Here is a 21757-nt window from a genome sequence, read left to right as displayed (position 1 = left end):
TCGATGGCCCTCACGCCCTTCCGCAACGTCCGGTCCCTGGTCGCACCCCGCGGGATCGCCGTCGTCGGTGCCTCGCCGCGGGGCAACCGCGGCAGCCGGGTCCTGGAGAACCTGGCGCGCTTCGGGTACGCCGGCCCGGTGGTCGTCGTGAACCCCGGGTACTCCGAGGTGCTCGGCCGGCCGGCCGTGCCCTCCGTGCGCGAGCTGCCCGACGGGATCGACCTGGTCGTCGTGGCGGTGGCCGCCGACCGGGCCGTCGACGTGGTCCGCGAGGCTGCGGAACGCGGGATCCGCGGCGTCCTGGTCATCGGCAGTGGGTTCGGCGAGGGCGAGCACGGCCGGGAGCGCGGTGCGGCACTGGCCGAGCTGGTCGCGAAGCACGACCTGGTCCTGTGCGGTCCCAACTGCTACGGCGTGCTCGACGTCGCCGGCGCAGTCGCGGCCTACTCAGGCCGGATCATCGACCCGCTCGAGCCCGGCAATGTCGCCCTCGTCATGCAGTCCGGTGCCCTGACCCATGCCGTCACCGACTCTGCGATCGGCCGCGGACTGAGGCTGTCGGCCATGGTGACGACCGGGAACGAGCTCTCGGCGACGGTCAGCGACTACGTCGCCTGGTACGCCGAGGACGAGGTCACCGAGGTGATCGGAGTGTTCGTCGAGGGCCTGCGCGACGCCGACCGGTTCGCCGCCGCCTGCCGGCGGGCCCGGGAACGCGGCAAGGCGGTCGTGGTCCTGGCCGCGGGCCGGTCCGAGACCGGCCGGCGCGCCGCCCTGGCGCACACCGGCGCGATTGCCGGTGCGGCCGCCGCCCTCGACGGGCTCCTGGCCTCGGCCGGCGCCACTCGGGTCGACGACCTCGACGAGCTCCGCGAGACTCTGCTGCTCTTCTCCGCGCTGGCCGGGCGCCCCGGCCCGAGCGCCCCGGGGGTGGCCGCCCTGTCCATCTCCGGCGGCGCCTGCGGGCTCACCGCCGACATGGCGGACCAGGTCGGCGTCGCGCTCCCCGGGTTCGCTCCGGAGACGAGCCGGACACTGGGTGCCGGCCTGCCCGACTTCGCCGCGGTCAACAACCCGCTCGACGTGACCGGCGCCGCCGCCGAGGATCCGTCGATCCTGGCCGGCGCGCTGCGCGCCGCCGCCCACGACCCGGCCGTCGGCGTGGTCGTCTTCGCCATGAACGTGGGTCTGGCCGGTCCTGGCCAGGAGGACTTCTACCGCGGCCAGGCGCGGCTCCTCGCCGAGGCCGCGCGTTCGTCGACCAAGCCGGTCGTGCTGGTCGCGATGACCGGCGGCGCCCTGGACCCGGGCATCGCCGAGGCGACCCGCGCGGCCAGCGTACCGGTGTTGCTCGGGATCCGGCCGGCACTGTCGGCGCTGCGCTCGTGGCTCACCTGGCCGGCTCGGGCCGGCCGTCCGTCCGAGCAGCCCGTGCCTGCCCGGGACTGGCCGGCGCCGACGTCGGTGGCGGCGGGCGCCGACGCGCTCGCCGCGCTCGAGGACGCGGGCATCCCGGTGGCGCCGTACCGGCTGGTCGCCACGCCCGCCGCGGCCGCCGCCGCGGCGCACGAGCTCGGTGGCCCGGTCGTGCTCAAGATCGAGTCGCCCGACATCGCGCACAAGACCGAGGTGGGTGGCGTGCGGCTGCGGGTCGACCCCGTGTGCGCCGAGGCCGAGGCGGCGGCGCTGCTGGCGGCCGTGGCGCGCGCCGAGCCGGACGCCCGCATCGACGGCATCCTGGTCCAGGCGATGGCCGACGGCGAACGCCTCGAATGCCTGGTGGGCGTCACCGCCGATCCGCAGGTCGGCCGCTGCCTGTCGATCGCGCCGGGCGGCGTGCTCGCCGAGCTGCTCGGTCCGGTCGGCTCGCGACCGGTCCCGGTGAGCGCCGCGGAGGTCGAGGAGCTGATCGACGGCTCGGCCCTCGGACTCCTGCTGGCCGGGTACCGGGGCGGACCGGCGCTGGACCGGGCGGCGTTGGTGGACGCCGCGCTGCGCTTCTCCCGGCTGGCTGCGGCGCTGCCCGACCTCGCCGCCGCCGAGATGAACCCGCTGCTGGTGGGCGAGCGCGGCGTGCTCGCCGTCGACTGCCTGCTGATCCGCGAGGGCGACGCCACCAGCGCCTGAACCACGGGCGGCGCGGCGCCGTACCCGGGGGTGCGGTGCCGCGGCGCCGGCCGCTGCTGGGAGGTCAGCGGATGTGGGGGATCACCTCGGTGGCGAACCGCTCGATGTTGCGGTGGACCAGCTCCTTGGGCATGCCCGGGAAGTTCAGCCGGACGATCAGGTCGGTCACCCCGAGCACGTCGCGGTGGTGGAGGCAGTCCTCGATGACGTCCTCCGGACCGCCGACGATGAACCGGTTCTTGGTCAGCTCGGCGAAGTCGCTGATGTTGGCGCCGCTCTCGCCGGGGACGTTGTCGCCCATGCCCCACGAGTAGTACGCCCTGTACTTGGCGCCGATGAACGGCTCGGCCTCGCGCAGCGCGCTCTCCTTGTCGTCGCCGACGTAGAGCTCGACGCACTTGGCGAAGCGCACCTCCCGCGGCAGGCCGGCCTGCGCGCGGGCCCCGTGGTAGAGGTCGACCTGACGCTTCATCTCGTCCCACTCGGTCATCGACGTGGCGATCCATGCGTCCGCATGGGTGGCGGCCCGCTCGATCGCCTTGTCCGCCGTCGCGCCGAACCAGATCTGCGGCCGGTTCTGCAGCGGCTTGGGCGCGATGCTGACGTCGTCGAGGGTGAAGTGCCTGCCCTGGAAGGAGACGTGGTCCTCGGTCCAGAGTCGCTTGAGGATCTCGACCCCCTCGACCAACCGGCCCACGCGGTCCTTCTTGTCCAGCTGCATCGCGGCGAACTCCTCGGCGCGATAGCCCAGGCCCACGCCGAGGATCAGCCGGCCGCCGGTGATGACGTCCATGGTCGCGTACTGCTCGGCCACGTCGACCGGGTTGAGCATCGGCAGCAGCAGCAGGTTCGTGCCGACGTTCATCTCGCCGGCCTCCGCGGCCAGCCGGGCAAGCAGCGGGGTCGTCTGCAGGTACTGCTCCGGGTGGCTCAGGAAGTGCTGCCCCAGCCAGATCGCGTCGTACCCGGTGTCGCGGATCAGCCGGGTCTGCTCGATCAGGCCGGTGACCGCCGCCGCGATGTCCTCGTTGGCCGCGTACTGGGACCCGAGGAAGACTCCGACGTCCATCGCGGCCTCAGAGGACGCCGCGAGCGACGTCGTCACTCAGCGTGCCGTAGAGCTCGGGACGGCGGTCGCGGAAGAAGGTGTACCGCACGCCATGCTGGTCGACCTGGTCCAGGTCGAGCTCGGCCGTGAGCACGAACGGACCCTCTCCGGACGGGCCGGCGGCCAGCTCCTCGCCCATCGGCGAGAAGATCCGGCTGGCGCCGAACATGTGACGCGGCCCCTCGGTCTCCTCGAGTCCGCCCTTGTTGGAGGCGACCACGAACAGGCCGTTCTGGATGGCGGCGGTGCGCAGCTCTCCGCCCCAGGAGTCGGCCCGGTTCGGACCCCAGGCGGCGACCGGCACGAACATGATCTTCGAACCCTGCAGGGCCAGGACCCGCCACGCCTCCGGGAAGGAGCGCTCGTAGCAGATGAGGATCGAGATCTTGCCGTACTCCGTCTTGAAGGTCGCCAGGCCCGGGCCCTCCTTGAAGTAGTACCGCTCGTTGAGGCCGGGGGAGTAGGACCACTGGTCGGGGATGTGGTTCTTGCGGTAGACCCGCACCTGGCGCCCGTCGGGCAGGTCGCCGGGAATCAGATTGCCCTCGCGGTCGATGACGGCCGCACTGTTGTAGAACTCGCCCTTGACCTCACCCTTCTCGTAGAACGGGAAGATGACGTAGGCCCCGAGCTCCTTGGCGAGCTCCTGGTGGCGGCGGACCGACGGACCGTCGATGGGCTCGGCGAGCTGGAAGTGCTCGGGGGTGTTGTAGCCGCAGAAGTACTGGGTGCTCGAGAGCTCGCTGAACAGGACGAAGTCGGGCTTGAAGTCCTTGGTGGCCTCGGCCACCAGGGCCAGGTTGTCGTCGACGTTCTTCTGGGGGTCCGTGGTCGCCGGTCCGTTCTGGATCAGCAGTACCTTTGCCTTCATTGGTGGGACTACCTCTTCTTCTTCCTCATCAGGGTGGGGCGCCGTCCGCGGGAAGCGGATCAGCGATGGATGAACGCGCCGGTCGGCTCGCCGACGACCTTGCCGTCGAGGGCGACGGTGACGCCGCGGACCAGCGTGCGGACCGGCCAGCCGCGCAGGCTCCGGCCGTCGAGGATGCTGTAGTCGCACAGGCTGCCCAGCTGCTCGTGGCGGACGGTGCGCTCCAGGCCGAGGTCGCAGATCACCACGTCCGCGTCGGCGCCGGGGCGCAGCGTGCCCTTCTGCGCCATGCCGAAGATCGACGCGGCGTTGCCCGACAGGACCTGGGCGACCCGCTGCAAGGTCATGCCACGGCGGTGGTAGCCCTCGGAGAGCAGGACCGGGAGGGTGGTCGCCATGCCCGGGAAGCCGGCGGCTGCTGACCAGATGTCGGCCTCCTTCTTCTCCCGCGGTACGGCGCAGTGGTCGGTGCCGACGGTGTCGACCGAGCCGTCGATGAGGCCCTGCCACAGGGCCTCGACGTCGTCGGAGCTGCGCACCGGCGGGTTGATCTTCGCGAGCGAGCCGACCGGGCTGTCGTAGGTGTGCGTCAGGTAGTGGGGGCAGGTCTCCACCCATGCCCGGCTGCCGCTGTCGCGCACGTACCGGGCGGCGTCGAGGGACTCGCGCGAGCCGATGTGGACCAGGTAGATCGTCGCGTCCACGTGGTCGGCGAGGAAGGCGACCCGGCGGATGTTCTCGGCCTCGGCGAAGGCGGGTCGGGCGTTCGACCAGGCGCGCAGACCCTGCTCGCCCGCCTCCCGGACCTGGCGCATCGACCGGTTGACGATGTCGGTGTTCTCCGCGTGGATGCAGGCGACGCCGTCGATGGCGGCGACCTTCGCCAGGCCCTCGAGGAGAAGGCCGTCGTCGCACTCGTTGACCATGCCGACCGTCGCGCCGTCGGGGCCGCGGTAGGCCATGTAGAACTTGTGGGACGTGACGCCCTGGCCGGCGTACTTCTCGATCTCGTCGACCTGGGTCTCGGCCAGCATGCCGAAGTGGAGGCCCACGTCGACGTGCGCCGACTGGTCGATCGCCGCCGCGAGCTCGGGCAGCTCGTCGTACGGCGCGGGGGCCAGACCCTGGTACTGCCGGTAGAAGGACAGGATCGAGGTCACCCCGCCGAGCGCGGCGGAGCGGGTCTCGCTCGCGACGTCGGCCTGGAAGGACTGCGCGTAACCGAAGTGGGTGTGCGGGTCGATCACGCCGGGGAGGACGACCTGCCCGCTCGCGTCGATCACCTCGCGGGCCTCGACGGGGACCGCCGGATCGATCCACCCCGCGATCCGCCCGTCGCGGATGGCGAGCGTAGCCTTTCGCTGACCCCACTGCGGGTCGACCAGCTCGGCTCCCGTGATGGCGATGTCGAACTCCATGCGCTGCGCCCTTCCTCCCCGGCCGAGAGCCCAGGTATCGGTTCACTGACTGAACTACTAGTGTCAGTCAGTGAACCAATAGGCCAGGGGTGTGTCAATGAGTTCAGGGCGATCCGTCGAGGTCGGCATGGCCGGAATCCCGCCCGGGGAGCGCGAAGAGGCTTCTCGGTCCGCCCAAACCCTTGACAGCGGAGTCCGCGGTGGCGTTCATTGAGCCAAAACGAATCGACGGTTCGATGATCGAACCAGAGCGGAACGGTGGAGCCAGTGTTCGAGGACATCCGGGTGGAGCGTGACGACCAGGTCGCGGTGATCACTCTGGCACGTCCGTCCGCATTGAACGCGTTGCGTCGGCAGACGGTCATCGAGCTCAACCGCGCCATCGAGGACGTCGAGTCGGACCCGGCGGTCAAGGTCGTCGTCCTCGCCGCCGATGGCGAACGTGCCTTCTCCTCGGGCGTCGACCTGGTCAACGACCCGGCGCCGACCTCCACGATGGAGGTCGACGCGATCGCTCAGCGCAACGCGCGCATGATCGAGCGGCTGTGGTACCTCGACAAGCCGCTGATCACGGCCGTCAAGGGCGTCGCGCTGGCCGCGGGCTGCAATCTCGCGCTGATCGGCGACCTGACCATCTGCGGCCGCTCGGCCTCCTTCGGCGAGCCGGAGATCCGGCACGGCACGCTGTCGCCGCTGCTGCTCCTGCCGTGGCTCACGCACTTCAAGCTGATGAACCACATGTACCTCACCGGTGACTCCGTGGACGCGGATGAGGCCTACCGCCTGGGCCTGGTCAACCGCGTGGTCGCCGACGACGCGGTCGACCGCGAGGCGCTGGCCCTGGCGCACCGGATCGCGAACGCGCCGCTGCTGACCCTGCAGTCGGTCAAGCGGTCGGTGCGGATGATGCTCGACACCCAGGGCTTCAAGGGCCTGCAGATGGGGCACCGCTTCGCCGACACCCTCGTGCTCGACTCGACCGGGCTGCCCGAGCGAGACCGGCTGCGGGAGATCCGGGCCAAGGACGGCTTCCGGGCCTTCCTCGCGGCCCGCGACACGCCGTACCAGACGAGCTGATCGACCGAGTCCCGGACAGGAGGAGCCATGGCTCTCTACATCTGCAAGCGCGTCGCGCAGCTCGTGCCGCTGCTGCTCGTCATCGCGTTCGTCGTGTTCGTCGCCCTCTCGCTGGCGCCGGGCGACCCCACGACCCTGCTGCTCGGACAGAACGCGACGCCCGACGAGGTCGCGCGGCTCAACCACGAGCTGGGGCTGGACCGCTCGATCGTCGTCCAGTACCTGTCGTTCGTGGGCGACGCACTGGGCGGCGACCTCGGCGAGTCCTACCGCAGCGGCCGGGACGTCGCCTCCGAGCTCGGCCGCACCGCCTCTGTCAGCGCGACGCTCGCGCTCACCGCGATGCTGCTCGCCGTGACGGTCGGCGTCGGCGTCGGCATCCTGACCGCGGTCAAGCAGTACTCGTGGATCGACAACGTGGTCCGCGTCGGCGTCCTCGCGCTGGTCTCGATGCCGGTGTTCTGGCTCGCGATCCTGCTCATCATCGCGTTCTCGGTGAAGGTCTCGATCTTCCCCGCCTTCGGCTGGGGCACCTACGGCCACCTGGTGCTGCCGGCCCTGGCGCTGAGCACCTACCCGCTGGCGGTGATCACCCGGCTGACCCGCTCCAGCATGCTGGAGGTGCTGGGCAGCGACTACGTCCGCACCGCCCGGGCTGCGGGGATGCCCGAGCGCACCGTCGTGCTGAAGTACGCGCTGAAGAACGCGCTGGGGCCGGTGCTGACTGTCATCGGCCTCCAGTTCGGAGCCCTGATCGGCGGAGCGGTGCTCACCGAGACGATCTTCGGCATCCCGGGCATGGGCCGGCTGATGGTCACCGCGATCGAGGGCCGCGACTACCCGATCGTCCGCGGCGCGGTGCTGTTGGGCACCGTCGTGTTCGTGTTGCTCAACCTGGCTGTCGACGTGCTCTACAAGTGGGTCGACCCGAGGCAGAGGGGACTGTGAGATGACGCAGGCAACGAACGTCAGCGTGCCGACGGCGGAACCGACGCGCTGGTCCGAGACCTGGCACACCTTCGCGCGCAACCGCGCCGCGGTCGTGGGCCTGCTGGTCCTGGGCCTGCTGGTGCTCGCCGCGGTGCTCGCCCCCTGGATCGCCCCGCACGACCCGGCCACCCAGCACCTCGACCTGCGCCGGGCCGGGCCGAGCAGCGACGCCTGGCTGGGCCGCGACGAGTTCGGGCGCGACATCCTGAGCCGGATCATGATCGGCGCCCGCTCGACGCTGCTCGCCGCGGTCGGCTCGGTCGCGCTGAGCGGCGTCGTCGGCACCCTGATCGGCGTGCTTGCCGGCTATCGCGGCGGGGTCGCCGACAGCCTGCTGATGCGGACGATGGACCTGGTGCTGTCCTTCCCCTACTTCCTCCTCGCGATCCTGGTGGTCGCCGTCGCCGGCCCCAGCCTGCGCAACGCCGCCATCGCGATCGGGATCACCTACATCCCGCAGTACGCCAGGGTGGTGCGCGGCGCGACCCTCGAGGTGATGAGCAAGGAGTACATCGAGGCCGCCCATGCCTCCGGCGTACGCGGGCCATGGATCGCGTGGCGACATGTGCTGCCCAACATCAACGCGCCGATCATCGTGATCACCACCGTGGGCCTGGCGCTGGCGATCGTGGGCATCTCCTCGCTCAGCTTCCTGGGCCTGGGCGCGCAGCCGCCGAGCCCGGAATGGGGCGCGATGCTGGCCAGTGGACGGCAGTACGTCGCCTCCGCGCCGCACATCAGCGTGTTCCCCGGTGTCGCGATCCTGATCACCGTGCTGAGCCTCAACCTGGTCGGCGACGGCCTGCGCGACACCTTCGATCCGACCCTGCGGTGATGCCGATGACGACGTGCTGTTCGAAGCTGCCGATCGGGCGGCACGTTGGCTCACCTGCGCTAGTGTTCGGCCGACATCACCATGGAGGGACCTCATGGCAGCCAACGAATCGGGACTCGTGCGCCGCACGATCTGGGTCCTGCGGGCCGTCGCCGCTCACCCGAACGGCGTCGGGCTCAGCGAGATCGCGCGGGAGTCGGGCATCCCGAAGGCGACCTGCTACCGCGTGCTCAGCGTCCTCGAGAGGGAGAGCTGGCTGACCCTCGACCCCGACACGCGCCGCTACAAGGTGTCTCTCGGCCTGCTCTCGATCGTCGGAGGATTCCTCGACAGCAACGGTGGCTACCGCCACATGCGCCAGGTGCTGGCGGACCTCGCGGCCGACACTCAGGAGACCTGCGGCTTCGACGTGCTGCACCCGCCGAACGTCATGGTCGTGGCCCAGGTCGCCGGTCCGCGGCTGATCGGGCAGACCATGAAGCCGGTGCCGCGGACCCAGCCGGTCTGGTCGACGTCGACCGGCAAGGTCCTGCTGGCCATGCTCGACAAGGCCAAGCTCGACGAGTACGTCGAGGACATCGACCGCCACGGTCCGGCGTCTCTCGGCGGCGCCGACGCGTTCGTGGCCATGCTCCAGGCGATCCGGGAGCGCGGCTACGCGCATTCCCGCGACGAGCTGGAGGAGGGCGCGACGTCCGTCGCCGCGCCGGTGCGGGTCGGTGACAGCTACCCGTACGCCGTGTGGATCGGCGGCCCGAGCTTCCGGCTGACCCCTGAATGGGTGACCGAGGTGTCGCCCCGCCTGCTGGAGGCCTCCCGCAAGCTGGGCGAGCTGCTGACCTACACCGACCTGCAGCTGCCCACCGACCTGCGCGTCTAGCGCCCTGATCCGACCGCGGCCCGCCGGCGAACCGGCCGGGCCGCGTTCGCGCGCCCGGACGCGGTCGAGGCGTCGCGTGGGCGGTGTGGGAGGTATCGCCGAGGTATCCGCGGCGTGTCCGCGAAGTCACTTGACAAGCCCTCGCCGCATCGTCAGTATCTGGACCATCGGTTCGACTAACGAACCAATAGGCGAGAGGTGAAGAGATGACGATGAAGGTGCGGAAGACGATCCGGCACCTGGAGGTGACCGAGCGGGAGAACGGGCAGGACGTGTCGCCCGCCCACCGGCTGGCCTTCGTCGGGATCGTGATCGAGAACCCGTACGGCGCCGGATACGTCCAGGACCTGGTGACCCTCGCCGACGAGATCGCCGAGGAGATCGGACAGCTCACCGGTCCGGCCTGCGTCGAGCTCCTCGGGGCTCCCGTCGAGGCGTTCGGCAAGGTCGCGCTCGTCGGCATCGGCGGTGAGGTGGAGCACGGCTCGGCGCTCATCCACAACCTGCGCTTCGGCAACGTGTTCCGCAACGCGGCCGAGGGCACCGAGCTGCTGCCGGCGGCGGAGAAGGTCGGCCTGCCCGGCGCCCCGATCGACGTACCCCTCAAGCACAAGACCGACGCGAAGACCCGCTCGCACCACCAGACGGTGACGCTGCAGGTGCCCGGCGCCCCGCTGCCGAACGAGATCCTCGTCGGCTGCGTCGCCGCCAGTTCGGGTCGTCCGCTGTCCCGCCTCGCGACCTTCGGTGCCGAGACCGCGGCGAGCTGACGACCATGACGACGAGCGAGGTGGCCACCACCTGGGACGCTGAGCGGATCCGCGCCGCGGACAAGGCGTACGTGATCCACTCCTGGTCCAACCAGAGCGCCGTCAACGCGACGCCGATCGCCGGGGGCGAGGGTGCGTGGTTCTGGGACCACGCGGGCAACCGCTACCTGGACTTCCAGTCCCAGCTGGTCAACATGAACCTGGGCCACCAGCACCCCCGGATCGTCGAGGCGATCCGGTCCAAGGCAGCCGAGATGTGCTACATCGGGCCCAACTACGCCGAGCGCTCGCGGGCCCAGCTCGCCGAGCTGATGGCGGAGGTGACGCCGGGGGACCTGAAGATGTCCTTCTTCACCACCGGTGGCGCGGCGGCCAACGAGAACGCGATCCGGCTCGCCCGGCACGTCACCGGACGGCAGAAGGTGGTCGCGCGCTACCGCAGCTATCACGGCGCGACGGCCGGCGCCATCGCGCTGACCGGCGACCCCCGTCGCTGGTACGCCGAGCCCGGGCCCACCGGGGTGGTGCGGATGTTCGACCCCTACACCTACCGGTGCCCGGCCGGACACCCCGACCCGTGCCCGGTCTGCTCGGGAGCGCCCCACCTGGAGGAGATCCTCCAGTACGAGAACCCGAGCACGGTGGCCGCGGTGATCCTCGAGACCGTCACCGGCACCAATGGCATCCTGCCGCCGCCGCCGGGCTACCTCCAGTCGATCCGGGAGGTGTGCGACCGCTACGGCATCATGTTGATCTTCGACGAGGTGATGGCCGGGTTCGGGCGCACCGGCGAGTGGTTCGCCTGCGACCACTGGGACGTCACGCCTGACATCTTGATCACGGCCAAGGGCCTCAACTCGGGCTACGTGCCGCTGGGCGCGATGACCGTGAGCGAGCGCATCTCGGACTGGCTGATGAGCAACAAGTTCTGGGGCGGGCTGACCTACGCCGGCCACCCGCTGGCCTGCGCGAGCGGCGTCGCCTCGATCGAGGCGATGCGTGAGGAGCGGATCATCGAGAACGCTCGTGAGATGGGCGGCCGGCTGAACGCCGGCCTGCACCAGCTGGCCGAGCGGCACCCCTCCATCGGCGAGGTGCGCGGGCTAGGGCTGTTCCAGGGCCTCGAGCTGGTCCGGGACCGGGCCACCCGCGAGCCGTTGGTGCCGTTCAACCCGGTCGGTGAGGCCGGTGCGCCGATGCAGGCCGTGGTGGCCGCCGCGAAGAAGCGCGGTCTCTACCTGTCGGCCAACAACAACGTGGTGCGCCTGACACCGCCGCTGGTGATCGGCGCCGAGGACATCGACCTCGCGCTCGACATCCTCGACGACGTACTGGTGCACGCGGACGCCGCCGGCACGTCCTGAGCGAGCGCTTCGAGGCTGCCCGGTCGTCGGCCGGGCGGCCGACCGACCAGGAAGGATCCACCGTGGGCCACGACGTCCGCGCCGCCGCCGCGAGCCAGGGGTGAGCGTGCAGGCGCACGAGCGGGTCGCCCTGGCGCTGCGAGAGCTCGGCGTCGAGCGGATCTTCGGCCTCATGGGCGAGGGCAACCTGCGTCCCCTCATCGGCTTCGGCCGGCTCGGCGGCGTCGTGGTCGCCGCCACGACCGAGGGCGCGGCCGTCAGCATGGCCGACGGCTACGCCCGGATCGGACGCCGGCTCGGCGTCGCGTCGGTCACGCACGGACCCGGTGCGACCAATGCGCTGACCGCCCTGACTGAAGCGGTGCGGGCCCGGACGCCGCTCCTGCTGCTCACCGGCGACACCCCTCCTCGTGACGACCACCTGCAGCGCTTCGACCTGCGCGGGCTGGCGGCACTCGCCGGGGCCGGCTACCTGCGGGTCGGTGCCGCGGCGGACGCCGCCGCCGACGTGGCCCGGGCGGTCCACCGGGCGCAGGGGGAGTGCCGGCCCGTCGTCCTCGACCTGCCGGTGCCCCTCCAGCGGATCGAGGTCCCCGACGGTCCGCCCGTACGCCTCGTCCCGCCACCCCGGCCGGGTGTGCCGGACGAGGATGAGCTCGACCGGGCGCTCGGCGTCCTGGCCGGCGCCCGGCGCCCGGTCGTGCTCGCCGGGCGGGGAGCGCTGGACGCGCGGGAGGAGATCCGCGCCCTCGGCCGGACCCTCGGAGCGCCCCTCGGGACCACGCTGCTCGGGAAGGGCCTGTTCGCGGGGGAGTCGCTCGACCTCGGCGTCATCGGAACCCTGGCGACCGAGGTCGCGCTGGAGACCGCGCAGGCGGCGGATTGCCTGCTGGTGCTCGGGGCCGGCCTCAACCGCTACACCACGGTCGATGGCGCGCTGCTGCGCGGCTGCCCCGTCATCCAGGTGGACCAGGACCCGACCCGGATATCGACAGCTGCCGAGGTCGGCCTGGTGGGCGACGTACGCCGGACGGTGGTGGCGATGCGCGAGCAGCTCACGGCCGCGGGGCACCAGCCCGCCACCGGGCACCGCGGCGACCTCGACCAGCTGCTGCGCGCGGCGGCCGAGTCTCCGGTCGCTGGAGCGGACGGCCCGGACACCTTGGACCCGCGACCGGTGATGCGCTGGCTGGACCGCGTACTGCCCGCGGAGCGGGTGGTGGTCACCGACACCGGGCGCTTCGTCTACGCGCCGTGGCGGCTGCTTTCGGTCGGTAGCCCGGAGCGCTTCGCCCACACCTGCTGCTTCGCCTCCATCGGACTCGGTCTCGGCACGGCGCTCGGTGCGGCCGTCGGCGCCGGGCGTCCCACTGTGGCCGTGCTCGGCGACGGGGGCGCCGTGATGAACCTGATGGAGCTCGCGACGGCTGTCCGGCTCGGCCTCCCGCTGCTGGTGGTGGTCTGCAATGACGGCGCCTACGGCATGGAGTACCGGCACCTGAGCCTCGACGGCGAGGACCCGGCGCCGGCCCGGCGGGAGTGGCCGGACCTCGCCGAGGTGGCCCGGGCGTTGGGTGCCCGCGCCGCGACTGTGCGCACCCGCGCGGAGCTGGAGGCCCTGGCCGCGCCGGTGGCGGGTCTCGGCGCCGACGGCGCCGGACCGCTGCTGTTGGACGTGCGCTGCGATCCCGACGTCGACGTGGTCGAGCCCGGCTGAGCCGGCCGCCCGAGGGTGTTGACAGATAGTGCGCAGACCACCATATTACGAACCAATGGTTCAACTAACGAACCACGATTGGAGGATTGACCATGACATCGCTGCCCTTGGGAATCCACGTCGGTGAGCGGCTCAGCCTCGAGCAGACCTACTGGCAGGCGCGGGTCGCGGACGAGAACGGCTTCGAGTCGGTGTGGGTCGCCGAGGGACGGCTGTCGCGGGACGGGATCGTCCCCGCGGCGATCATCGCCAGCCGCACCGAGAACGTGAAGATCGGCACCGGCGTCCTCAACAACAAGAGCCGGAACGCCGCGCTGATGGCGGTCACCTTCAAGACCCTCGACGAGGTCGCTCCGGGCCGCGCCATCCTCGGCATCGGCGCCTGGTGGGAGCCGCTGGCGACCAAGGTGGGCCAGCCGGTCACCAAGCCGATCAAGGCGATGCGGGAGTACATCGGCGTGTGCCAGGCGTTCTTCCGCAACGAGCTCGTCGAGTTCGAGGGCGAGTTCGTGCAGATGCGCGGGGTGCGCTTCGACTCGATGTACCGGGAGAACCGGCCGGTCGACGTACCGATCTACATCGGGGCGGTCGGGCCCAGGATGCTCGAGCTCGCCGGCGAGATCGCGGACGGCGTGCACATGGACTTCCTGTTGCCGCCGTCGTACATGGAGGAGGCGGTGGCAGCGATCGACCGCGGCCTGGCGAAGCGGACCGACGGACGTACCTCGATCGACCTCACCCAGATCGTGTCCTGCAGCGTCAACGACGACGACCCGCAGGAGGCGATCGACGCCTGCAAGGCGTTCCTGACCCTCTACCTGTGCCAGCAGCCGCATATCGCCGAGCACTGTGGCGTCGAGCGCGAGCTGGTCGACCGGCTCCAGGAGATCGCCGGCTGGCCGGCCACGCCCGAGCAGATCAAGAAGGCGATGGCGCTCGTGCCCAACGAGCTGGTGCAGAACGTGACGGCTTGCGGCACGACTGACCAGGCCTTCGAGAAGCTCGTCTCCTACCACGAAGCGGGCGTGCGCTGTCCGATCATCTCCACCCTGGGTGACAAGGAGCGCACGCTCACCCGCCTCGCCCAGGCCGCGCGGGCCTGACGTCTCGACCCCCGACGGGAGAAACCTCGCGATGAAGCTCGCCGCAGTCCAGCTCAAGGCCGGCGCCGACCGGTCGGAGACCATCAGCCGGGCGCGGGCTCTCGTGGACGACGCCGCCGCCCAGGGCGCCCACATCGTCCTGCTGCCCGAGATGTTCGCGGTGCCGTTCGTGCAGCCCGAGCCCGACCCGGACTACTTCGCCCACGCCGAGGGGCTCGATGGGCCCTCGAACACGATGGCCGCCGAGGCGTCCCGACGCCACGGGATCACCGTGGTGTCCTCGGTGTTCGAGGCCAGTGCGGTTCCCGGCATCTACCACAACACCGCCTGCACCTATGTCGACGGAGAGCGGCGCTCGGTCTACCGGAAGTCCCATCTGCCATTCTCCAACGGCTTCCCGGAGAAGTTCTACTTCCGTCCCGGTGAGACCCCGCCGGAGGTCGTCGACACGGGAAAGACCCGGGTCGGGACGGTGATCTGCTACGAGCGGCACTTCCCCGAGCTGAGCCGCACGGTCGCCCTCGACGGCGGCTCGGTGTTGTGCGTCCCGGTCGCCTCGGCCAGTGCGCCGATGAAGGAGGTCTTCCAGCTCGAGCTGCGCGCGCACGCGGTGTTCAACTCGATGTTCGTCGTCTGCGCCAACCGGCACGGCATCGAGGGAGTCAAGGAGTACTTCGGCCTCTCCGCCGTCTACGGCCCCAACGGCGAGGTCCTCGCGACGGCACCCGACGACGCCGACGGGCTCGCGATCGCCGAGGTCGACCTGGCCCAGGTCGACGAGATCCGCCGCCGCCGGCCCTTCCTGCGCGATCGCCGTCCCGAGCTCTACGGCCGCGTGAGCGGCAGCCAGACGGCTCCCACGGAGCGGTCGTGACCACGGTCGGTCCTGCGCCCACGGTGGCGGAGGCCGCCGACCCGCTGGCCGATGCCCATAGCCGGCTGCGCGCGGCGATCGACGTCCTCGGCTACGAGGACCACCTCTACGACATGCTCGCGACCGCGCGGCGCGAGATGACCGTGAGCGTCCCGCTGCGCCGCGACGACGGCACGGTGGAGGTGCTCACCGGGCACCGCGTCCAGCACAGCCTCTCGCGTGGGCCGGCCAAGGGCGGGCTGCGCTTCAGTCCCGACGTGGACCTCGACGAGGTGCGCGCGCTGGCCATGTGGATGACCTGGAAGTGCGCCCTGCTCGACGTCCCGTACGGCGGCGCGAAGGGCGGAGTCCGGATCGACCCCCGGCTCTACTCGACGAGCGAGCTCGAGCGCGTCACCCGTCGCTACACCAGCGAGATCATGCCGATCATCGGGCCGGAGCAGGACATCCCGGCTCCCGACGTCGGCACCGACGAGCAGACCATGGCGTGGATCATGGACTCCTACTCGGTCAGCTGCGGCCACACGGTGCTGGGTGTCGTGACCGGCAAGCCGATCTCGCTGGGCGGCTCCCTCGGCCGGGCGAGCGCCACCTCGCGTGGCGTGGTGCACGTCGCGCTGGCCGCGCTCGCCGAGCGGGGACTGGTCGCCGGCGCATCGCGCGCCGCGGTCCAGGGCTTCGGCAAGGTCGGTCGCGGAGCGGCCCGCTTCCTCACCGAGGCCGGGGTCGCCGTCACCGTCGTGTCCGACCAGTACGGCGCGATCCGCTCCGCCGGCGGCCTCGACATCGCGGCTCTCGAGGACCACGTCGACCTGACCGGAACGGTCGTCGGCTTCCCGGGCGCCGAGCCGCTCGACGGGGAGCTGCTCGTCGAGGAGGACGTCGAGCTGCTCGTGCCGGCCGCCGTGGAGTGCGTGATCCGCGCCGACAACGCGGCGCGGGTGCGGGCCGCCGTGATCGTCGAGGGTGCCAACGGTCCCACCACGCCCGAGGCCGACCGGATCCTCGAGGCGGCCGGGCGGCTCGTCGTACCGGACATCCTGGCGAACGCCGGCGGCGTGGTCGTCTCCTACTTCGAGTGGGTGCAGGCCAACCAGGCCTACTGGTGGAGCGAGGACGACGTCGAGGCCCGGCTGCGCGAACGGATGCTCGGCGCGTGGGAGCGGGTGCGGCACTACGCCGCCGCGCGCGACCTGTCGCTGCGCTCGGCCGCCACCTGCCTGGCGGTCGAGGCGGTCGCCCAGGCCCACCGGCGGCGCGGGCTGTACCCCTGAGTCAGGGAGCGAGACCGGCTCCGGCCCCTCAGACCACGGGGTCCTGGCCCGGGACCGCCGGGGCGACGACGGCCTTGCGTGCCGGTGCCCGGCGAGCGACCCCGACGCCGAGCAGCGCGAGCACGCCGCCGGCGTACGCCACCACCGGCGGGACCTCGTCGAGGAACACCAGCCCCATCACGATCGTCAGCGGCGGAACCAGGTAGGTCGTCACACCGAGCGCCGAGGCGGTCATGTGCCGCAGCGCGTAGGCGTAGGTCGTGAACGCGATCGCCGTCGGGAACACCCCGAGGTAGACCAGCCACAGCGTGGACGACACCGGTGCGTCGCCGACCTCGGTGACCAGCCGACCCGCCCACGGCAGGCAGGTCACCACGCCGACGGTGCACGCCAGCCAGGTGACGTGGACGGCGGAGAGCTCGGCGACGAGCGGCTTCTGGAGGATCACGCTGACGGAGTACGCCGCCGCGGGCACCAGGCACAGCACGACACCGAGCAGGTCGCCGGTGTTGTCGCCGCCCGAGGTGGACAGGCCGATCACGACGACGCCGGAGAACGCCAGGGCGAGCCCGGCGGCGAGCTGGGCGGTGAACCGCTCGCCGAGGAACATCGCGGCCAGGACGGCGATGAGGACGGGCGAGACCTGGAGCAGCATCGAGGCCGTCCCGGCGTCGACACGCTGCTCGCCGGCGTTGAGGGAGAGGTTGTAGATCCCGAACCAGAGCACGCCGATCGTCACGATGGAGACCCACTGCCGGCGGGTCGGGCAAGGCAGGCCCTGCGCCAGCGCGACCGGGGCGAGTGCGAGCGCACCGGCCGCCAGCCGGCCGAGCGACAGCGGCCCCGCCGAGAAGTCGCGGGCGAGATGCCGGATTCCGACGAACGCGCTGGCCCACAGCACCAGCGTCACCCCGACCGCGGCGAGGGGAAGCAGGCTGGCGTCACCGGTCTCGGTCGGGGCGTCGGGCACCTGCCCACCGTAGAGGACGGGAGCCCGCAGGTCGCGCGAGTTTTCAGACGTCGAACTTGTAGCCCAGGCCGCGGACCGTGACGAGGAACTTCGGCTCGCTCGGCTCCGGCTCCAGCTTGGCGCGCAGCCGCTTGACGTGCACGTCGAGGGTCTTGGTGTCGCCGACGTAGTCGGAGCCCCAGACCCGGTCGATCAGCTGGCCGCGGGTGAGCACCCGGCCCGGGTTGCGCAGGAACATCTCGAGCAGCTCGAACTCCTTGAGCGGCAGCCGCTGCTCGGTGCCGTCGACGGTGACCACGTGGCGCTCGACGTCCATCCGGACCGGCCCGGCCTCGAGGGTGTCGGGCAGCAGCTCGTCGCCGATGCCGCGGCGCAGGACCGCGCGGATCCGGGCGACCAGCTCGCGGGGGGAGTACGGCTTGGTGACGTAGTCGTCGGCGCCCAGCTCGAGCCCGACCACCTTGTCGACCTCGTCGTCCTTGGCGCTGACCATGATCACCGGCACGTTCGACGTCTGCCGGATGGTGCGGCACACCTCGGTGCCGGGGATGCCCGGAAGCATCAGGTCGAGCAGCACGATGTCGGCGCCGTTGCGGTCGAACTCCTTGAGCGCCTCGTTGCCGTCGGCAGCGATCGCGACCTCGAACCCCTCCTTGCGGAGCAGGTAGGCGAGCGCGTCGCTGTAGCTCTCCTCGTCCTCGACGACAAGTACCCGGGTCATGCGTCCTCCTGATCATTCGTGCGTCCGCCCGGCGATTCCGGGGTGGACGCGAGCGGTGCCAGCCGCAGGTACGGCCCCTCCGCGTCGTGGTGCGCGTGCTGCGGCAGCGTGAGGGTGAAGGTCGAGCCCTGCCCCTCCACCGACCACACGCGCACCTCGCCGCCGTGGGTGGCGGCCACGTGCTTGACGATCGACAGCCCCAGGCCGGTGCCGCCGGTCGAGCGGTGTCGTGCGGGGTCGACCCGGTAGAACCGCTCGAAGATGCGCTCGACCTCGGCCTCGGGGATGCCGATGCCCTGGTCGATGACAGAGATCTCCACGTTGGGCCCGACCCGCTTGCGGGTCACCACGACGCGGGAGTTGGGCTCGGAGTAGGCCACGGCGTTCGCCACCAGGTTGGAGACGGCGGCGCCGACCTGCTTCTCGCTGCCGAGGACCTTGAGCCCCTCCTCGCCCTCGGCGATGAGCTGGATGTCCTTGGCGTTGGCGTTCATGTCGACGAAGTCGACCGCGGAGGCGACCACGTCGTCGATCGAGACGGGTACCGGCGAGTCGAGCGGCTCGTCGCCCTGCAGTCTCGAGAGCTCGATGATCTGTTGGATCAGCCGCGAGAGGCGGTCGCTCTCGGTGAGCATCCGCGACGCGAACCGGTAGACCGCCTCGGGGTCGTCGGACGCGTCCTGCACCGCCTCGGCGAGCAGGCGCATCGCGCCGACCGGCGTCTTCAGCTCGTGGCTCACGTTGGCCACGAAGTCACGTCGTACGGCGTCGACCTGGCGCTCGCGGGTGCGGTCCTCGACCAGGGCCAGCACCAGGCGCGAGCCCAGCGGCGCCACGCGCGCGGTGACGTGGCGCGGCGTGCCGGTCGCCCGCGGCACGATCAGCTCGGTCTCGCGGATCTGTCCGTCGCGTCGTACCTGACGAATCAGGCCGCCGAGCTCGTCGGAGAGCAGGGTGGTGCCGCGCACGAAGCCCATGGCGTACGCCGGCGCCGACGCCTTCACGACGGCGTCGGACTCGTCGACGACGACCGCGCTGCTGCGCAGCACCGAGAGCACCGCCGCAACGCTGTCGGGCAGCAGCGGCTCCTCGGGGGCCTGGTAGACACGTTGCTGGCGGTCGCTGAGGTGCCATGCCAGCATGGCCCCGCCCGCCACGAGGGCGCCGAGGAGCGCGGCCAGGAAGGCCTGCGTCGTCGGATCCACGCCTCGATCGTACGGCGAGCGCAGCACCGGGTTCCGAATCAGCGAGGTCGTGCTTCGCGATGTTCATCCCGCGTTCACCGCACCACGCTTGCCGGACACCTCGGCTCCGTACGCTCGGGCCCATGCGTGATGCCTACACCGACCAGCTCGACGCGATCTTCGACGACCTCGCCGGAATCTCCCGCCGCGTCCAGACCGCCGTCGGCGAGGCCACCGAGGCCCTGATGACCGGCAACTCCTCGATCGCCGAGACCGTGATCAGCCAGGATGCGGAGATCGACCGTGCCCGCGAGAGGGTCGAGGACTCCTGCTTCGCGCTGCTCTCCCTGCAGCAGCCGGTCGCCGGTGACCTGCGCACCGTGGTGGCCGCGCTGCGCATGGTCGGCGAGCTGGAGCGGATGGGCGACCTGTCCGTCCACGTCGCCAAGATCGCCCGCCTGCGGGTCCCGGACGTCGCCGTACCCGAGGAGGTCCGCCCGACCATGGCCCGGATGGCCGAGGTCGCCGAGGACATGGTCGGCCGAGTCACCGAGGTGATCTCGGGGCGCGACGTCGAGGCCGCCATCGCGCTGGGCCGCGACGACGAGGAGATGGACCAGCTGCGCCGCCGCAGCTTCACCGAGCTGCTCGGCGAGGAGTGGACCCACGGCGTCGAGGCCGCGGTCGACATCGCCCTGCTCGGCCGCTACTACGAGCGGATCGCCGACCACGCCGTCTCGGTCGCCAACCGGGTGATCTTCGTCGTGACCGGCCACCACCCCGCTCCTGCCGCCTGACCGACCCGGCTCGAACGGGCTCCGAGATCGCGCCGACCCGGCCCGAAGAGGCTCGAAAATCGCGCCGACCCGGCTCGGACGGGCTCGAAAATCGCGCCGACCCGGCAGAAAGTGTCCTCTCCGTGAAGACACTTTCTGCCGGGTCGGCTGAATTTCCGGGCTAGTTCGCGACGGGTCGGCGCTCCGCCACGACCGCCCGCGGCCGGGCGAGCATCGTCGCCGCGCTCACCAGTCCGAGCGCCGCGATCACCGAGGCCGCCGCGAAGCCGGCGTGGGCACCGGCGAGGAAGTCGCCGGGTACGCCGTGGGAGGCGTACACCGACGCGATGACGGCCAGGCCGACCGCACCGCCGAGCTGCTGCATGGTCTGCAGCAGGCCCGAGGCCGAGCCGGCGTGCTCGGGCTCGACGCCCTGCAGGGCCAGCGAGGTGATCGGCATGAAGCTGCCGCCCATGCTCAGGCCCATCGCCAGCAGGGCCGGGAAGACACCGGTCCAGTAGCTGGTCGAGGCGTCGATCCGGTTGAGCAGCACGAAGCTGGTGAGTACGCCGACCGCGCCTGCGACGATGATCGGCGGCTGCGAGAAGCGGGCCACCAGGCGCGGCGTGATCCGCGACATCGTGAACACGCTCAGCGGGATCGGCAGGAACGCGAACCCGGTCTGCAGCGGGCCGTAGCCGAGGTCCTCCTCGAAGTACTGGACCATCAGGAAGAACGTGGCGAGCATGCCGCCGTACAGCGCCGCCATGGTGACCAGGGTGGCGACCCGGGTCCGGCTGCGCAGCAGGCCCAGGCGGAGGAGCGGGTGGCTGTGGCGCCGCTCGGTGACGACCAGGGCGACGGCGAGGCCGACGGCCAGGGCCAGGCCGAGGAGGGTCGGGGCGGAGAGCCAGCCGTGCTCGGGCGCCTTGATGAGTGTCCAGACCAGCGTGGCCGCCGCGCCGGTCGAGGTGATCGCGCCGACCACGTCGAACCGGCCGGGACGGCGGGGCGTGTCGGCGACGTGGCGGCGTACGGTCGCCAGGACCGCGAGGCCGATCGGCACGTTGATGAACAGCGTCCAGCGCCAGTTGAGCACGTCGGTGAGGACGCCGCCGAGCAGCATGCCGAGCGCGGCGCCGCCGGAGGAGACGGCTGTGAAGAGCGCGAGGGCGCGGTTGCGGGCGGCCTCGTCGCGGGCCGTCGTGGTGATCAGGGCGAGCACCGACGGAGCGGCGATCGCGGCCCCGACGCCCTGGAGGGCGCGGGCGGTGACGAGCATCCAGGGCTCGGTGGCCAGGCCGCCGAGCAGCGAGAAGACGGTGAACACCGCCAGCCCGATCCAGAAGACCGAGAGGCGGCCGAAGACGTCGCCGAGCCGTCCGCCGAGGAGCAGCAGACCGCCGAAGGCGAGCGCGTAGCCGTTGAGGACCCACGACAGCGACGCGGCGCCGAAGTGGAGGTCGCTGGCGATGTGGGGCAGTCCGACGTTCATGACGGCGGAGTCGAGGACCAGCATGAGCTGGGCGAGCAGCACGATGAAGATGCCCGCGGAGGTGGTGGTCCGGGCGGTTGCCCGGGGTGCCACGGGAGTGAGCGTGGAGGAAGACAAGGGTGATGTCCTGTTCTGGCGGGTGAGGCCGAGGTACTCTTTAGCGGAGGATGACTCCGGTTAGTCCTCAACGATACGGAGGGTGT

Annotated in this window: 19 protein-coding genes; 12 read left to right on the top strand and 7 right to left on the bottom strand. The window is 71.3% G+C overall.

Features of this window, described 5'->3' with window-relative positions; all coding sequences use genetic code 11:
* Positions 1–3 precede the first annotated feature (3 nt).
* Entirely contained in the window at positions 4–2127 is a 2124-nt protein-coding gene (locus tag FBY23_RS23100) for an acetate--CoA ligase family protein (RefSeq protein WP_141800280.1), read from the top strand.
* A gap of 64 nt (positions 2128–2191) precedes the next feature.
* Here FBY23_RS23100 and FBY23_RS23095 read toward each other — a convergent pair whose 3' ends face one another.
* The 3 genes from FBY23_RS23095 to FBY23_RS23085 are packed head-to-tail and all read right to left on the bottom strand — an operon-like array spanning position 2192 to position 5524.
* Positions 2192–3196 (bottom strand): LLM class flavin-dependent oxidoreductase, encoded by a 1005-nt coding sequence (locus tag FBY23_RS23095; protein ID WP_141800279.1) that lies wholly within the window; start codon positions 3194–3196, stop codon positions 2192–2194.
* A 7-nt stretch (positions 3197–3203) separates the two neighbouring features.
* Entirely contained in the window at positions 3204–4106 is a 903-nt protein-coding gene (locus tag FBY23_RS23090) for a carbon-nitrogen hydrolase family protein (protein WP_141800278.1), read from the bottom strand.
* Positions 4107–4165: 59 nt separating this feature from the next.
* Positions 4166–5524, bottom strand: coding sequence for a dihydroorotase family protein (locus FBY23_RS23085; RefSeq protein WP_141800277.1), 1359 nt, complete (start codon positions 5522–5524; stop codon positions 4166–4168).
* A gap of 267 nt (positions 5525–5791) precedes the next feature.
* Between FBY23_RS23085 and FBY23_RS23080 the strand changes: the two genes are divergently transcribed.
* The 10 genes from FBY23_RS23080 (at position 5792) to FBY23_RS23035 (ending at position 16408) form a co-directional block, all read left to right on the top strand.
* Positions 5792–6601 (top strand): enoyl-CoA hydratase/isomerase family protein, encoded by an 810-nt coding sequence (locus FBY23_RS23080; RefSeq protein WP_160158342.1) that lies wholly within the window; start codon positions 5792–5794, stop codon positions 6599–6601.
* A gap of 27 nt (positions 6602–6628) precedes the next feature.
* Positions 6629–7549, top strand: a complete 921-nt coding sequence (locus tag FBY23_RS23075; protein WP_141800275.1) for an ABC transporter permease — start codon at positions 6629–6631, stop codon at positions 7547–7549.
* A gap of 1 nt (position 7550) precedes the next feature.
* Positions 7551–8426, top strand: a complete 876-nt coding sequence (locus FBY23_RS23070) for an ABC transporter permease (protein WP_141800274.1) — start codon at positions 7551–7553, stop codon at positions 8424–8426.
* A gap of 94 nt (positions 8427–8520) precedes the next feature.
* A complete protein-coding gene (locus FBY23_RS23065) occupies positions 8521–9306 on the top strand; it encodes an IclR family transcriptional regulator (protein ID WP_141800273.1) in 786 nt (261 codons plus the stop codon).
* A gap of 206 nt (positions 9307–9512) precedes the next feature.
* A complete protein-coding gene (locus FBY23_RS23060) occupies positions 9513–10076 on the top strand; it encodes an amino acid synthesis family protein (protein WP_222117922.1) in 564 nt (187 codons plus the stop codon).
* Positions 10077–10081: 5 nt separating this feature from the next.
* On the top strand, positions 10082–11440 hold the full coding sequence (locus FBY23_RS23055; RefSeq protein WP_141800272.1) for an aminotransferase class III-fold pyridoxal phosphate-dependent enzyme: 1359 nt from the start codon (positions 10082–10084) through the stop codon (positions 11438–11440).
* 106 nt (positions 11441–11546) lie between these two features.
* Entirely contained in the window at positions 11547–13157 is a 1611-nt protein-coding gene (locus FBY23_RS23050; RefSeq protein ID WP_141800271.1) for a thiamine pyrophosphate-binding protein, read from the top strand.
* Positions 13158–13249: 92 nt separating this feature from the next.
* Positions 13250–14260, top strand: coding sequence for an LLM class flavin-dependent oxidoreductase (locus tag FBY23_RS23045; RefSeq protein WP_141800270.1), 1011 nt, complete (start codon positions 13250–13252; stop codon positions 14258–14260).
* A gap of 31 nt (positions 14261–14291) precedes the next feature.
* Complete coding sequence (locus tag FBY23_RS23040; protein WP_141800269.1) at positions 14292–15134, top strand: carbon-nitrogen hydrolase family protein; 843 nt, start codon at positions 14292–14294, stop codon at positions 15132–15134.
* A complete protein-coding gene (locus tag FBY23_RS23035) occupies positions 15131–16408 on the top strand; it encodes a Glu/Leu/Phe/Val dehydrogenase (protein ID WP_222117921.1) in 1278 nt (425 codons plus the stop codon). Before FBY23_RS23040 ends, FBY23_RS23035 begins: the two co-directional genes overlap by 4 nt.
* Positions 16409–16436: 28 nt before the next feature.
* On the opposite strand, the gene FBY23_RS23030 is transcribed toward FBY23_RS23035, so the two are convergent.
* Genes FBY23_RS23030 through FBY23_RS23020 form a run of 3 tightly spaced genes read right to left on the bottom strand, consistent with a single transcriptional unit; the run spans position 16437 to position 19304 of the window.
* Positions 16437–17378, bottom strand: a complete 942-nt coding sequence (locus FBY23_RS23030; protein ID WP_141800268.1) for a DMT family transporter — start codon at positions 17376–17378, stop codon at positions 16437–16439.
* 43 nt (positions 17379–17421) lie between these two features.
* A complete protein-coding gene (locus tag FBY23_RS23025) occupies positions 17422–18099 on the bottom strand; it encodes a response regulator transcription factor (protein ID WP_141004123.1) in 678 nt (225 codons plus the stop codon).
* Positions 18096–19304 carry a cell wall metabolism sensor histidine kinase WalK gene (locus FBY23_RS23020; RefSeq protein ID WP_222117920.1) on the bottom strand — a complete coding sequence of 403 codons (1209 nt, stop codon included), beginning with the start codon at positions 19302–19304 and terminating at the stop codon, positions 18096–18098. The genes FBY23_RS23025 and FBY23_RS23020 overlap by 4 nt, the downstream gene beginning before the upstream one ends.
* A 122-nt stretch (positions 19305–19426) precedes the next feature.
* On the opposite strand from FBY23_RS23020, the gene phoU reads away from it, so the two are divergent.
* Complete coding sequence (gene phoU / locus FBY23_RS23015) at positions 19427–20080, top strand: phosphate signaling complex protein PhoU (RefSeq protein WP_141800267.1); 654 nt, start codon at positions 19427–19429, stop codon at positions 20078–20080.
* A 160-nt stretch (positions 20081–20240) separates the two neighbouring features.
* On the opposite strand, the gene FBY23_RS23010 is transcribed toward phoU, so the two are convergent.
* Complete coding sequence (locus FBY23_RS23010; protein WP_260806515.1) at positions 20241–21647, bottom strand: MFS transporter; 1407 nt, start codon at positions 21645–21647, stop codon at positions 20241–20243.
* Positions 21648–21757 lie beyond the last annotated feature (110 nt).

Source organism: Nocardioides sp. SLBN-35 (assembly GCF_006715725.1).
Taxonomy (GTDB): domain Bacteria; phylum Actinomycetota; class Actinomycetes; order Propionibacteriales; family Nocardioidaceae; genus Nocardioides.
The sequence above is the reverse complement of the archived record's forward strand: the minus strand, read 5'-3'. Positions and strand labels throughout refer to the sequence as shown.

Coding starts and splice junctions, on each gene's coding strand:
- FBY23_RS23100 (WP_141800280.1), top strand. CDS start 4: ATGGCCCTCACGCCCTTCCGCAACGTCCGGTCCCTGGTCGCACCCCGC.
- FBY23_RS23095 (WP_141800279.1), bottom strand. CDS start 3,196: ATGGACGTCGGAGTCTTCCTCGGGTCCCAGTACGCGGCCAACGAGGAC.
- FBY23_RS23090 (WP_141800278.1), bottom strand. CDS start 4,106: ATGAAGGCAAAGGTACTGCTGATCCAGAACGGACCGGCGACCACGGAC.
- FBY23_RS23085 (WP_141800277.1), bottom strand. CDS start 5,524: ATGGAGTTCGACATCGCCATCACGGGAGCCGAGCTGGTCGACCCGCAG.
- FBY23_RS23075 (WP_141800275.1), top strand. CDS start 6,629: ATGGCTCTCTACATCTGCAAGCGCGTCGCGCAGCTCGTGCCGCTGCTG.
- FBY23_RS23070 (WP_141800274.1), top strand. CDS start 7,551: ATGACGCAGGCAACGAACGTCAGCGTGCCGACGGCGGAACCGACGCGC.
- FBY23_RS23065 (WP_141800273.1), top strand. CDS start 8,521: ATGGCAGCCAACGAATCGGGACTCGTGCGCCGCACGATCTGGGTCCTG.
- FBY23_RS23060 (WP_222117922.1), top strand. CDS start 9,513: ATGACGATGAAGGTGCGGAAGACGATCCGGCACCTGGAGGTGACCGAG.
- FBY23_RS23055 (WP_141800272.1), top strand. CDS start 10,082: ATGACGACGAGCGAGGTGGCCACCACCTGGGACGCTGAGCGGATCCGC.
- FBY23_RS23045 (WP_141800270.1), top strand. CDS start 13,250: ATGACATCGCTGCCCTTGGGAATCCACGTCGGTGAGCGGCTCAGCCTC.
- FBY23_RS23040 (WP_141800269.1), top strand. CDS start 14,292: ATGAAGCTCGCCGCAGTCCAGCTCAAGGCCGGCGCCGACCGGTCGGAG.
- FBY23_RS23025 (WP_141004123.1), bottom strand. CDS start 18,099: ATGACCCGGGTACTTGTCGTCGAGGACGAGGAGAGCTACAGCGACGCG.
- phoU (WP_141800267.1), top strand. CDS start 19,427: ATGCGTGATGCCTACACCGACCAGCTCGACGCGATCTTCGACGACCTC.